Annotated in this window: 14 protein-coding genes and 1 riboswitch; of the genes, 4 read left to right on the top strand and 10 right to left on the bottom strand. The window is 34.3% G+C overall.

From position 1 onward, the window contains the following. Positions 1–56: 56 nt before the first annotated feature. Together GQ46_RS11275 and GQ46_RS11270 are read left to right on the top strand one after the other, a co-directional pair. A complete protein-coding gene (locus GQ46_RS11275) occupies positions 57–1,223 on the top strand; it encodes a PAS domain-containing sensor histidine kinase (protein WP_044401884.1) in 1,167 nt (388 codons plus the stop codon). A 3-nt stretch (positions 1,224–1,226) separates the two neighbouring features. Continuing rightward, entirely contained in the window at positions 1,227–1,580 is a 354-nt protein-coding gene (locus GQ46_RS11270; protein WP_044401881.1) for a hypothetical protein, read from the top strand. Here the strand turns inward: GQ46_RS11270 and GQ46_RS11265 are convergent. Together GQ46_RS11265 and greA are read right to left on the bottom strand one after the other, a co-directional pair. After that, entirely contained in the window at positions 1,565–1,954 is a 390-nt protein-coding gene (locus tag GQ46_RS11265) for an HIT family protein (protein ID WP_044401879.1), read from the bottom strand. The genes GQ46_RS11270 and GQ46_RS11265 overlap by 16 nt on opposite strands. Positions 1,955–2,082: 128 nt before the next feature. Further along, positions 2,083–2,556 (bottom strand): transcription elongation factor GreA, encoded by a 474-nt coding sequence (greA, locus tag GQ46_RS11260; RefSeq protein WP_044404972.1) that lies wholly within the window; start codon positions 2,554–2,556, stop codon positions 2,083–2,085. A 148-nt stretch (positions 2,557–2,704) separates the two neighbouring features. Here greA and GQ46_RS11255 point away from each other — a divergent pair, with 148 nt between their 5' ends. Continuing rightward, entirely contained in the window at positions 2,705–3,157 is a 453-nt protein-coding gene (locus GQ46_RS11255) for a hypothetical protein (protein WP_044401878.1), read from the top strand. 69 nt (positions 3,158–3,226) lie between these two features. Here the strand turns inward: GQ46_RS11255 and GQ46_RS11250 are convergent, their stop codons facing one another. The 8 genes from GQ46_RS11250 to GQ46_RS11215 form a co-directional block, all read right to left on the bottom strand. After that, on the bottom strand, positions 3,227–5,482 hold the full coding sequence (locus GQ46_RS11250; RefSeq protein ID WP_044401877.1) for a TonB-dependent receptor: 2,256 nt from the start codon (positions 5,480–5,482) through the stop codon (positions 3,227–3,229). A 145-nt stretch (positions 5,483–5,627) separates the two neighbouring features. After that, positions 5,628–5,720: riboswitch (TPP riboswitch) on the bottom strand. A 106-nt stretch (positions 5,721–5,826) separates the two neighbouring features. Beyond that, positions 5,827–6,234, bottom strand: a complete 408-nt coding sequence (gene arfB / locus GQ46_RS11245; protein WP_044401876.1) for an alternative ribosome rescue aminoacyl-tRNA hydrolase ArfB — start codon at positions 6,232–6,234, stop codon at positions 5,827–5,829. Next, positions 6,234–7,787 (bottom strand): DUF4301 family protein, encoded by a 1,554-nt coding sequence (locus tag GQ46_RS11240; RefSeq protein WP_044401875.1) that lies wholly within the window; start codon positions 7,785–7,787, stop codon positions 6,234–6,236. The genes arfB and GQ46_RS11240 overlap by 1 nt, the downstream gene beginning before the upstream one ends. Continuing rightward, the gene (locus GQ46_RS11235; protein ID WP_044401874.1) at positions 7,784–8,353 is read right to left on the bottom strand and encodes an AAA family ATPase; all 570 of its coding nucleotides are present in this window, start codon (positions 8,351–8,353) and stop codon (positions 7,784–7,786) included. Before GQ46_RS11235 ends, GQ46_RS11240 begins: the two co-directional genes overlap by 4 nt. Then, positions 8,314–8,946 (bottom strand): nicotinamide riboside transporter PnuC, encoded by a 633-nt coding sequence (pnuC, locus tag GQ46_RS11230; protein WP_044401872.1) that lies wholly within the window; start codon positions 8,944–8,946, stop codon positions 8,314–8,316. The genes GQ46_RS11235 and pnuC overlap by 40 nt, the downstream gene beginning before the upstream one ends. Then, positions 8,930–9,190, bottom strand: coding sequence for a thiamine-binding protein (locus tag GQ46_RS11225; RefSeq protein WP_044401870.1), 261 nt, complete (start codon positions 9,188–9,190; stop codon positions 8,930–8,932). The genes pnuC and GQ46_RS11225 overlap by 17 nt, the downstream gene beginning before the upstream one ends. A gap of 87 nt (positions 9,191–9,277) precedes the next feature. Then, positions 9,278–10,003: a geranylgeranylglyceryl/heptaprenylglyceryl phosphate synthase gene (locus GQ46_RS11220; protein ID WP_044401869.1), complete on the bottom strand. Its 726-nt coding sequence runs from the start codon at positions 10,001–10,003 to the stop codon at positions 9,278–9,280. After that, complete coding sequence (locus GQ46_RS11215; RefSeq protein ID WP_044401868.1) at positions 10,000–10,629, bottom strand: 4'-phosphopantetheinyl transferase superfamily protein; 630 nt, start codon at positions 10,627–10,629, stop codon at positions 10,000–10,002. The genes GQ46_RS11220 and GQ46_RS11215 overlap by 4 nt, the downstream gene beginning before the upstream one ends. Positions 10,630–10,759: 130 nt before the next feature. Between GQ46_RS11215 and ahcY the strand changes: the two genes are divergently transcribed. Further along, a complete protein-coding gene (gene ahcY, locus GQ46_RS11210) occupies positions 10,760–12,076 on the top strand; it encodes an adenosylhomocysteinase (protein WP_044401865.1) in 1,317 nt (438 codons plus the stop codon).

Raw genomic sequence — 12,076 nt, 5'->3', positions numbered from 1 at the left:
ATAGCACAATATTATTAACAGTTTTACATTATATTACCACACAAAAATAAAACTGTATGTTTTTTACAAGACACAGACAACTTATTCGCTGGATTATAATTATCGCTTCATTTGCTATTATCTCTCTTATCTTGTGGAATACGTATATATTCTTCCAAAAATTTAAGGAAGAACAACGTATTAAAATGGATATTTGGAGCATGGCTCAGGCTGAATTTCAAAAAGGCTTCTTAACAGATGACGTAAACCCCATCGTTGATAAGATCATACTCTCAGACAGTTTGATTCCTAAAATTTTAGTGAATTCTGAACGACAAATAAGCACCATGAATATTGATGAGCAAAAAGTCAAAGACACGACGTATGTTAATCAATTAATTCAGCAGTTTGAGAAAGAAAATACGCCCATTACACTGTCTTATGTTGATCCTGAAACAAATGAAACTATAGAAATAGGTAAATTATATTATGGTGATTCTATGGTTTTAAACAAACTAAAATACTATCCTCTCGCTTTACTGCTCATCATTTTTTTATTTGGCGCTGTTGTTTACTTCTTTTACCGAAGCTCTAAAATAGCAACACAAAACAAGCTATGGTCTGGAATGGCAAAAGAAACGGCACACCAAATTGGCACCCCTTTGTCCTCCTTAATAGGTTGGGCTGAAATTTTGAAGATAGAACAGGTAAACCCAGAATATATTAAAGAAATTGAAAAAGATATTGATAGGCTACAAACCATTACCGAGCGTTTTAGTAAAATTGGATCCCTGCCTACGCTTAAAAAAGCAGATATTGTCGCTGAAACGATAACCTCTTATGAATACCTAAAAACGCGTTCGTCTAAGCTCATTAATTTTAGTATAAACGTCCCTAACCAACCTATTTACGTAAATTTAAATAGCCAACTGTATAGTTGGACGATTGAAAATTTAGTAAAAAATGCTATTGATGCTATGAAAGGAAAAGGCAATTTAAAGGTTGAAATCTCTCAACTTGAAAACCGTGTAAAAATAAATGTGATTGATTCTGGAAAAGGGTTGTCAAAAAATGAATTTAATACTATTTTTGAACCAGGCTACACGAGTAAAAAACGTGGCTGGGGATTAGGCTTATCTTTAGCCAAACGTATCGTTGAAGATTTTCACGATGGAAAAATTAGAGTAGTATATTCAGAAATTGGAAAAGGAACCACTATGCAAATCAGTCTTAAAACTTTGTGATTTATGAAGGACCAATGGATTACCATAAAAGCAGTCTCGCTTATCAATAACTGCCCAGAATGTTATAGTACAGACGGTTTAGAATTGACGCTTAAACAGGAGTTTATTGATACTAAATTCTCAAAGTCAATCACTCAGAATATTTCAACACAAATGCATTGCACTACCTGTAATACTGAAATCTATCCTGAGCGTTGGACGGAAGATATTGAGCGCATTTACGACTATCAAATGAAAGCTTTTGAGCCAAAACAATCCTCAAAAAAAATGAAGCCTTTATTTTGGGTTTTGCTTGGTAGTGCAGCCATTACAATAGCTATTTTAGTCGCATTTATTACGACTTATAAATTAGCCTGAATCGCTTGTGCCAAAGCTTTAAAGTCCTCTTCTTCTAAAGCTACTTTATTTATAAAACGAGCATCTTCCATTGAATTTAAGGGAATTAAATGCACATGCACGTGAGGGACTTCTAATCCAATAACCGAAAGACCTATACGCTTACAAGGCACGGTCTTTTCTATAGCAATAGCAACTAAACGTGAAAACTCCATTAAACCGGCATATTCCACCCTATCTAAATCGAATAGTTTGTTCGTTTCTTTCTTTGGAATACATAAGGTATGCCCTTTAGCATTTGGATTCACATCTAGAAAGGCCAAAAACGAATCGGTTTCTGCAACTTTATAACATGGGATTTCTCCGTTAACGATTTTAGTAAATATAGAGGCCATACTGTTGGTTTTTCAGATTAAAATTAAAGATAAAAAAAGATTCCTGCATTACTGAAGTTTTTCAGTGAAAACAGGAATTATATTAAGATTGTGTTGTTTTAAATACCGTCTAGTACGGAAAAGAAAAATTACCGTTTTATTTCAATAATATCAAACTTAACAGTTCCATTTGGCACTTTAATTTCTGCGACATCGCCCACCGTTTTACCCAACAACCCTTGACCAATAGGAGAGTTTACAGAAATTTTGCCTGAGGCCAAATCTGCTTCTCCATCGGCAACCAATGTGTAATTCATTTCCATGCCATTGGTTTGGTTTTTAATTTTGACTTTAGACAATACTAATATTTTTGAGGTATCCATTTGAGATTCGTCGATCACTCGTGCACCAGCCAATTGGTCTTCCAATTTAGAAATACGCATTTCCAGCATACCCTGTGCTTCTTTTGCTGCATCGTATTCTGCATTTTCACTCAAATCACCTTTATCACGTGCTTCGCCAATAGCCTTTGATGCTTTTACACGCTCAACGTCTTTTAATTGTTTTAGCTCGTCTCTTAATTTCTTTAGGCCTTCTGGCGTATAATAGGATACTTTACTCATAACTTCTTCGTTTAATAAACAAAAAGAGGCTGAATCTTGTTCAGCATAAAAAAATCTCGCACACACGAGATCCTAATACAAATATACAAAATATTTAACTCTCTAATGAGATTATTGTAAATTGCATTGCTAAAAAAGAAACCTTAAAATGAAAAATAAAACGCCCTTATTCATTCTTATTATTGCAGTAATATTGTCTGCGTGTAGCAAGAATGATGACGATAACAATCAAAGTAACAACCCAAATATTCCACGCGCTGTTTTTGATACTGGCACCAGCATAAACACAAATTTACCTCAGTATAATCAATTGCAATTTCCAAACAATAATGTGATTATAGATAATGCAGGCATTAATGGCGTCATCCTTCATTTTAGCGGTAATGCCTATAGTGCTTTTGAATTAAGCGATCCAAACCATCCAATAAATTCCTGCACTACGCTTTCTGTTAATGGCATAATAGCTACTTGTGGTTGCGACGATGGAAACGCTTATGAAGTTTTAGGTGGAGCTCCACAACAAGGCACAACAGGACAATATACTTTAGTGCGCTATAACGTTGAAGTTAGCGGAGCTATTATTCGCGTGTTTAACAACTAAAAAAGACAGCCCTTAGGACTGTCTTTTATTAGGTGAGTTTTTGGTTAAAACTGATTAATTATACTTTATCTAAAACTTTAAGGTAGCTCCTAATAAGAAGTTTCGCTTAGCCTGCGGGTAATAGCCTGCACCTTCAATGGTTGTTATTGTTCCTGGTACTGAAAAATCGTCATCATAGCTATAGTAGTAACCATTAGAGACATATGCTTCACCAAAAATATTATTAACCAGCCCCGATAATAGAATAGATTTGAAAATTTTAGTCATTTTAATCTCATACGTGACATTAAAATCATTCACAAAATAGCTTTCCAGTTTTGACGCTTCAGAATCTGTATTTCCCATAAATTGTTCTCCCACATATTTACTTAAAAATGAAAGCTGAAGGTTTTCTATTGGTTGAAAAACCAAGGCATTGCTTGCAATAACTTCTGGTGAGAACGAAATATTAGTTTCCCCTAAGTTAACCAAAGCACCATCTCTAGACACCACGGTTTCATCATTTTTGTTAGAACTCAATGTCATATTTGGTTGCAGACTAAACTTATCAGTCACTTTTATAAGCCCTTCTAATTCTATTCCTAAACGCGAACTATTACCAGAATTACCACGAATAGGAGCTCCTACATCATCAATTCCGCCTGTTAATACTAATTGCTCGTTATAAAGCATGTAGTACATATTAGCATTAAATGTAAATGTATTTGCTTTATGTCTCCAGCCTAATTCGAAGTCATTTAATTGCTCTGGCTTGATGTCTGGGTTACCTTCAAAATCACTCCTACTGGCTTCTCTATTCGCTCTTGCATAGGAAAAATAGAAGTTGTTTTGGTCATTTAAATTGTATGACAATCCTGCTTTTGGGTTGAAGAAACTGTAGGTTTTATCAATTTCAAACAACACCAAGTCCGAATTTATTCCACTAGTATCATAATTTACGGTACGCACCTGCAAATCACCATATAAACTTAGTTTATCGTTTAGTTGGTAGGTTGCTTTGGCAAAAGCACTAAAATCGTATTTGTCCCCATCGCCATCGTAATAACGGTCTCTAATGTTAGAGTTCATGGCGTATTGCGACCAAATTACCTCACCAAAATGATCACCATGATAGGTACTGTAAGAAAAACCCGCTGTTAAATTTAGTGCTTCGTCTTTATAATTTATATTCGTATTTATTACATAGAAATTATTGTCTAGCCAGCGTCTTCTCACATAATCTTGAGAATCTACTGTTTCACCATTTACAGTAATTGGTTCTAGACTTAGAAAACTAAATTGAGCATCTGGTCCAAAATAAATATTAGAATATAAATAATTATCTACATATTCTTCATAATAACCTCTTCCGTAGGTATAATTTAACCCTATGTTAGAGGACCAATTATTGTCCCACTTTTCGTTCCAGTGTAGTTGGTAATGGTCTTGATTATAATTATCAACTTGATTGTCATAATAGCCTTCAAAATTACCAGCGTCGTCAAACTGTATTCCTGCAATATTAAAAGTTCTGTTTTCGTCTAAATTAGGATTCTCTCCAATTGCAGCAATAGATGCTGGATCAAAACCATACCAAGATTGGTAAGTAACTTCTTTACCACCAAAAGCAATCGCTTTAATTAAAGTATTATCATCAACGTATGACCCTTGTAAAAAATATGATTTCAAATCTGAAGACGCGCGATCTATATAACCATCTGAATTTACTTGAGACAACCTTCCCGCTATTTCAAAATGGTCATTTAATAAACCTGTACTGTATTTTACAGTATGTTTTCTGGTATTAAAACTCCCAAAACTGTTTGCAATTTCACCATTAGCCGCTTTAGACACAGCATCTGTTAGTACATTTATACTAGCTCCAAAAGCACCAGAACCATTAGTAGACGTTCCCACACCGCGTTGGAGTTGCAAACTTTCTATCGAAGAGGTAAAATCTCCCAAATTAACCCAAAAGGTTCCTAAACTTTCAGCATCGTTATATGGAATACCATTGATCGTAACATTTGTAGATTGTGAACTAATACCACGCACGCGAATACCCGTGTAACCAATTCCTGCTCCTGCATCACTGGTAGTCACAACAGATGGCAAATAATTAAGAAGAATAGGAATGTCCTGACCTAAATTACGCTTTTCAAGGGCTTCTTTACTTATATTAGAGTGCGTGATTGGCGAATCGGCGTCTACGCGAATAGACTGGATTAACACTTCTTCTAAGGTTTCAACTTTAGTGGAGTCTTGCTTTATTTCCTGAGCTGATAGAACATCTGCTGCTACTAAAAGCACTAAAAATAAAACTGGTTTTTTGAAATTAAATTTCATTCGAAATACATTTAAATTACGAATAAAAAGAGGTGATTATTCTTTAATATAAAAATTAACTGGAATTATAATAGAAACTTTGCGCTGACCTGACATTGTACTTTCAATGAAAAAATAGTTTCATTTCAATCTTGCTCGAAGAGACATTTATAATTCTTAATATTCCTAAACAGCATTACCTGTTCTAGGTTCAGTGGGTATGATCTCAGCCGATATTATGGCACCCCTTTTTTGAGAACATTACAAAGGTAGGATAGATTTTTTGATTTTAAATGCTAAGTAACTCCTTTTTGCTACTTTATAGTCTTTTGGTTCAAAAACTGACGCTATTCGAAGGGAAAAAACTAATCCAAATCTGGTTTTCGTCGAGTCGCTTTTCTTTCTGATTTCACACGTTTGTTTTTGAGTCTTTTCATAACGACAGCCTTAGGTATTTTTGTTCGCAAACGCTTTTTTTGAATGATTAAGGCCGATTTTAGTAACTGAATTGCCCTGACAATCGCTAAATTCTTATTTCTATATTGGCTTCTACTTTCACCACATTGTAGCATTAACACCCCGTCTTTTGTGAGTCGGTTTGATAGTTTTTCTAAAATTGTAGCTTTTTGTTCTTCCGTTAATACTGAAGATTGTAATACATTGATAGACAGTTCAATTTTAGTAGAGACTTTGTTTACATGTTGCCCGCCGCTTCCTGAACTCCGTATGCCTTTGAAATTAAATTCTTTTATGAGTGCTTCTTCGTTAAACATTAGTCTACCTGATGTGTTGGTTTTAGTAAGTTAGTAACTGTTTTTACTGGATTAAAAGTAATAATTGGTACTTCAACAAAAATAGTATTCCAATTGGCCATACTCCCATTCCAAAGTCCAGGCAATTCTAATGCTTTAATATCTTTTCCTGTTTTTGTTTTCATGGTAATAAATGCACTTTTTTCATCTACGAACTGGGCTAAATCAAAAACGTTACCTTGATAATCTTTTATGCCACAAACCAAATCAACTGGATTAAAATAGACGGCATTTTTTAGAATGTTTTTTTGATAACTATTTTTTTTATCGATTTGTGCAGATTCCACAATTTGTAAAGAGACTTCCCCACTTTCACCTTTAACCCAGAACGGTCCCCCACCAGGTTCCCCCTCATTTTTCACCATACCACAAACACGAATAGGTCTGTTTAATTTTTCTTTTAAATAAGCTACTTGGTGTTTTTTAGAAAATTTTTCAAACGCATCAGGAAAAATGACGTTTAACTTTTTACGTACAAATCTTGAGATTTCTAATAAATCCTTTTCAGAACTCTCCTCTTCTTCCAATACTTTTAAATATTTGAAGGCTTGACCTTGGATTTCTAAAAGGATACCTGCCAATATTTTTTTATGTTTAGCAACCTCAGCTTCATATTTAAAAACAACAACATTATCTATGTTTTTTATAAAAATAATATCTGCTGCTATAGCATTTAAATTTTCTAACAAAGCGCCGTGTCCAGAAGGTCGAAAATGCAGACTATCATCTGCAGCTATTACCACTTCATTTTCTGAATTTACGGCGATAGTATCTGTAGATTCCTTTTGACAAGAAAAACTAATATCAAACTTTGTTTTGGTTTTACGTTCAACAACCTCTTTTATTCTTTTAAATTCGTTTTCAAAAATAGGTTTATGACTTTCTGAAATGGTAAAATGAAGTTTTGCTCTATTATTTGTAGCCGCGTAAAGTGCGGATTCAAATAAATGTTCCTCGAAAGCAGTAGCTAAATGGTCTCTATACTTATGAAAAGGCAACAGCCCCTTAGGATAAAAACTATAATTCAACTGATCTTCGGCTAACAAGGTTTTTACTAAAATCAACACTTGTTCATCTCTAGGTAATACGCTGTAATCAGGACAATTAGTTTTAACTGCCTCTATAAGTGTCTCGTAGAACGGCAATTTTTCTAAACCAACCAAAAATAGTGATAACTCTGAGTCCTTATGTTTATTAATATAGGCGTTGATACTTTCTTTTTTTACTGAATAGCTTTCTAAGAACTCAAATAAAAACTCAAACATTCTGGTGGCTGCCCCGGAGGCTGGAACAAATTTTACAATATCTAACGTGTCTTTTTTATTTTCGTAATACACTGAAAAATACTGGCTCTCTTTTTCTGAAAATTGTATAATACCATCACCTAAAACTGCTGCAGACTTTAAATTCACATAAGGTAAACCCGTTTTAAATAACTCTAATTGCTTTCTAACTTTAGCAACAGTTAAACCTTTACTTTCAATCTGTTTTATATGTGTTTCTGTAAAATTCAATGCTTATTATTCAATAATTTATCAATATGTTTTATCGCCATTTCCAAACGTGTTTTTTTATCGCCCTTTAACAAAACATAAGGTTTATTATGCTTTTCTAAAGTCACTTCAAATGCCTTAAACATCTTTGCTCTCTCTTCGGGTTTATCTCGCAAATCGTCACCTTCCCAAGGCGTGTCAATATACGTTAAAAAGTATAAATCGTAGGTGTTCTTTAACGCGTATTTTTCTATAACGGGATCACAGATCCCTGAGTAATACTCTTCGGAATACACTTTAGTTTCCAGCAAATTAGTATCGCAAATCAATACCGTATCTGTTTTTTTTGCCAGCGCATTTTCTTGTTTCATTTGACCCATTGCTATGGGCAATAAATCTACTGGTTCACAAGTTTTACGTTCATTGTTCCATTTTTTCTGAAGGTATTCACGCGCATACTCAGGCACCCAAACCGAATTATAATAACGCGCTAACTGCCTAGACAATGTTGTTTTTCCCGTAGATTCCGGACCTACCAAAACGATTTTTATACAGTTTGTAGGTTCTTGTTTAAGATTTTCTTCCATTGTAAATAGCCATATATCGCAACAATTGTAAATACTAAATATTGAAAACTGGTAAATGTAAAGCCTTTATACAAATATAAAGGAATAGAAATAAGATCACCAATAATCCAAAGTAACCAGTTTTCTATTTTACGCTTAGCCATGAGCCACATCCCGACAAAGAAAATAGCAGTTGTTAAGGTATCTACATAAGCAATCCAACTTGTCCACTTCCCAAATGCGTTATATATAATAAAAACGAAAAGTAAGGTCGTTATAAATAGCACAATCCCCCATTTTTTTTCCTTTCTCGTTGTGGCGGAAATTGGAGTAACTTGAGTGTGACCTACTTTACTACTCCAAATATACCATCCATAAACACTCATGATAAAATAGTATGCATTAATCATCATATCGCCCAAAAGTTCCCATTTAAGCAAGAGATAGACAAAAATAAGCGTACTTACAATACCTGTTGGAAACACAAGAATGTTATTCTGTTTAGAATACAAAACCGACAAAAAACCAAAAATAACAGCCACAATTTCTAAAACAATGTCTACAGTTTCGTAATCGGCATACTGACTAAAGAGTAAATCAAAAATGTGATTCATAGTCGTGCCTATCAGTTTTTACAATCTTCATGAATAGTAATCCTTTGTCCATTAACGCGAAGGCTTCTTTTATTTCTGTATTAAGCACCTGCATCACGCTATCATAGTCCCCATAGACTTGAGTGCTTAAAGGGTTTTCCAGTACTTTTAAATTTGAAGCTCTAAGTTTTTTTATAAAATGAATAATTGCTGGCTCAAATTCATTTTGTAACGGACTAAGTGTTAACTCTACTGATATTTTCATGTTTTTATAAGCTATTAGAGATTAGAAAAAAGAGGTTTAGACTGCTCACGCATCCTTTTGAGTACAACCCCTTATCTATTCCGTTGGTTATTTTATATCACTTAATTCTTCGAAAAAACCTGCGTTGTCTTCAAAAGCAGTTCCAATGACTACTAAATCTGCTCCAGCGCTATAGGCGTTTTCAAGTTGCACTTTACTTCTTATGCCTCCACCTACTAGTAGCGGGATTTTAATATCTTCTTTTACTGCTTTTATTGTTTTAGCCGAAACTTCCAGATGTGCGCCACTTCCCGCTTCAAGATAAATCAATTTCATACCTAATAATTCGGAAGCTTTTGCAGTGTCTACAATATGTTGTTGTTCTTTTAATGGTTTTGTATTTGTGACCTTTAATGTTGCTGTTTCTTTACCGCCTTCAATTAAGATATAGCCCGTTGGAATCACCTCTAAATCCATGTTTCGTAATTTCGAAACTGACTTTACATGTTGCTCTATTAAGTATTCTGGATTTCTACCAGAGACCAATGATAAAAATAAAATAGCATCCGCATCATTAGAAATCTGAGAGACATCGCCTGGGAATAAAACAATAGGTAACGCTGTTAATGGTTTTATAGCAGAAACTAAAGCTTGAGTAATATTATCTTCTACCGCACTTCCTCCAACAAAAACATGCGTTATAATAGAATTATTTACCTGCTCTATAAACTGTGCTAATTCTTTTATTATAAACTTATCTGGGTCAATTAAAACAGCTAATAACCGCTCCTTTCTTTCTGCTGAAGCTCTTATGTTTTCTAAAATACTTTTCATTCTGCCAAAGTATAAGCACAGGTAAAACCTTCAAACTCTAAAAACTGTGCATTGAAGTCTTTTTTTAGTCCTTTATAATCTATCCAAGCTTTGGTTTTTTTGTCTTCAAGCACAAATGGAATAACTAAAAAGTGCGCTTTAAACAACATACCTGGCGTAGCAAAAAGCTTGTAAAGCGACTCTTTAATGCCCCAAATAACTGTTAGTTTTTTTATATAATCTTCATCAGTTTCAGACAAATACTGAAACTCATACGCCACAAACTTCTTTGCTATTATGGCGATTTTTTCGCGTTGCTTTTCAATATCAATTCCCACTTCAACAGCACTAATAATGACTGCAGAAAATGTAAAAGAGTGTGTTATAGAAATGTGCTTTCCGTCTTTAAGATGTGGTTTTCCATTATCATCATAAAACAAGTCTAAATCGCTATAACCAAATTCGGCTAACAAATGACGAACACTTAAAAATCCACGTTGATGTAATTCACTTTTCATTCCTAATACACGTAATTCGCTTTCAGGTTTTAATGCTATTGGTGCTATTAAATCACTGTAAGACTCTTCAATCTTCCATATTTTAACAGTAGTTTGTGAATTTACACTAATGGTTTTATACAGTGGCATTTAGTTTTCTTAATGTTATTGATTATCTTTGCACTGCCTTGGCAGATTTTGCATTTTGGTAGCGAATTTAACCATTTTAAGTGCTAATCCCAAAGGCGTTTCATTTTATAAAAATTAAGAACTAAAGAATATGAGTACTAAAACAGTTGTCTACGTACCTAATAAGGTAAAAGATATGTCGCTTGCGGCGTGGGGAAGAAAAGAAATTGAATTAGCTGAAGCAGAAATGCCAGGTTTAATGAGTTTACGTGAAGAATATAACAATGAGCAACCTTTAAAAGGTGCGCGTATTGCTGGTTGCTTGCACATGACGATTCAAACTGCTGTTTTAATTGAAACACTACAAGCTTTAGGTGCAGAAGTAACTTGGAGTTCTTGTAACATTTTCTCTACACAAGATCAAGCTGCTGCAGCAATTGCAGCGGCAGGAACTGCTGTTTATGCATGGAAAGACATGACGGAAGAAGAATTTGATTGGTGTATTGAGCAAACCTTATTCTTTGGTGAAGATCGTAAGCCGTTAAACATGATTCTTGATGACGGTGGTGATTTAACCAATATGGTTTTAGATAAATATCCTGAATTATCAGCAGGTATTAAAGGTTTATCTGAAGAAACAACCACAGGTGTTCACAGACTTTATGAACGTGTTAAAAACGGCACGTTAACAATGCCAGCTATTAACGTAAATGATTCTGTAACAAAATCAAAATTTGATAATAAATACGGTTGTAAAGAAAGTGCAGTAGATGCTATTCGTCGTGCAACAGATATTATGCTTGCCGGAAAACGCGTAACGGTATGTGGTTATGGTGATGTTGGAAAAGGTACTGCTGCCTCTTTTAAAGGTGCTGGTAGTATTGTAACAGTTACAGAAATAGATCCTATTTGTGCTTTACAAGCGGCTATGGACGGTTTCGAGGTTAAAAAATTAGAAACGGTTGTTGGCAATAGTGATATTGTAATTACTACAACAGGAAATAAAGATATTGTTCGTGCTGAGCATTTTGAGGCTATGAAAGACAAAGTTATTGTTTGTAACATTGGCCACTTTGATAACGAAATACAAATGGGTTGGTTGAACAAAAATCATGGTCATACTAAAGACACCATTAAACCTCAAGTTGACAAGTACACTATTGATGGAAAAGACATTATTCTTTTAGCTGAGGGGCGTTTAGTAAATCTTGGCTGTGCAACAGGTCACCCAAGTTTTGTAATGAGTAACTCTTTTACTAACCAGACGTTAGCACAAATCGAATTATGGAAAAACAGCGGTAAATACGAAAATGACGTCTATATGTTACCAAAGCATTTAGATGAAAAAGTAGCTAAATTACACTTAGAAAAAATTGGTGTTGAATTAACTGAATTGAAAAAAGACCAGGCAGACTATATTGGTGTAAAAGTAGAGGGACCATACAAACCAGAACACTACAGATATTAA

The organism is Lacinutrix sp. Hel_I_90 (assembly GCF_000934685.1).
Classification (GTDB): Bacteria; Bacteroidota; Bacteroidia; order Flavobacteriales; family Flavobacteriaceae; genus Lacinutrix.
The sequence above is the reverse complement of the archived record's forward strand: the minus strand, read 5'-3'. Positions and strand labels throughout refer to the sequence as shown.

Bases quoted from the DNA above. Each gene is read 5' to 3' on its own strand.
- GQ46_RS11275 (WP_044401884.1), top strand. From the start codon at position 57: ATGTTTTTTACAAGACACAGACAACTTATTCGCTGGATTATAATTATC.
- GQ46_RS11270 (WP_044401881.1), top strand. From the start codon at position 1,227: ATGAAGGACCAATGGATTACCATAAAAGCAGTCTCGCTTATCAATAAC.
- GQ46_RS11265 (WP_044401879.1), bottom strand. From the start codon at position 1,954: ATGGCCTCTATATTTACTAAAATCGTTAACGGAGAAATCCCATGTTAT.
- greA (WP_044404972.1), bottom strand. From the start codon at position 2,556: ATGAGTAAAGTATCCTATTATACGCCAGAAGGCCTAAAGAAATTAAGA.
- GQ46_RS11255 (WP_044401878.1), top strand. From the start codon at position 2,705: ATGAAAAATAAAACGCCCTTATTCATTCTTATTATTGCAGTAATATTG.
- GQ46_RS11250 (WP_044401877.1), bottom strand. From the start codon at position 5,482: ATGAAATTTAATTTCAAAAAACCAGTTTTATTTTTAGTGCTTTTAGTA.
- arfB (WP_044401876.1), bottom strand. From the start codon at position 6,234: ATGTTTAACGAAGAAGCACTCATAAAAGAATTTAATTTCAAAGGCATA.
- GQ46_RS11235 (WP_044401874.1), bottom strand. From the start codon at position 8,353: ATGGAAGAAAATCTTAAACAAGAACCTACAAACTGTATAAAAATCGTT.
- pnuC (WP_044401872.1), bottom strand. From the start codon at position 8,946: ATGAATCACATTTTTGATTTACTCTTTAGTCAGTATGCCGATTACGAA.
- GQ46_RS11225 (WP_044401870.1), bottom strand. From the start codon at position 9,190: ATGAAAATATCAGTAGAGTTAACACTTAGTCCGTTACAAAATGAATTT.
- GQ46_RS11220 (WP_044401869.1), bottom strand. From the start codon at position 10,003: ATGAAAAGTATTTTAGAAAACATAAGAGCTTCAGCAGAAAGAAAGGAG.
- GQ46_RS11215 (WP_044401868.1), bottom strand. From the start codon at position 10,629: ATGCCACTGTATAAAACCATTAGTGTAAATTCACAAACTACTGTTAAA.
- ahcY (WP_044401865.1), top strand. From the start codon at position 10,760: ATGAGTACTAAAACAGTTGTCTACGTACCTAATAAGGTAAAAGATATG.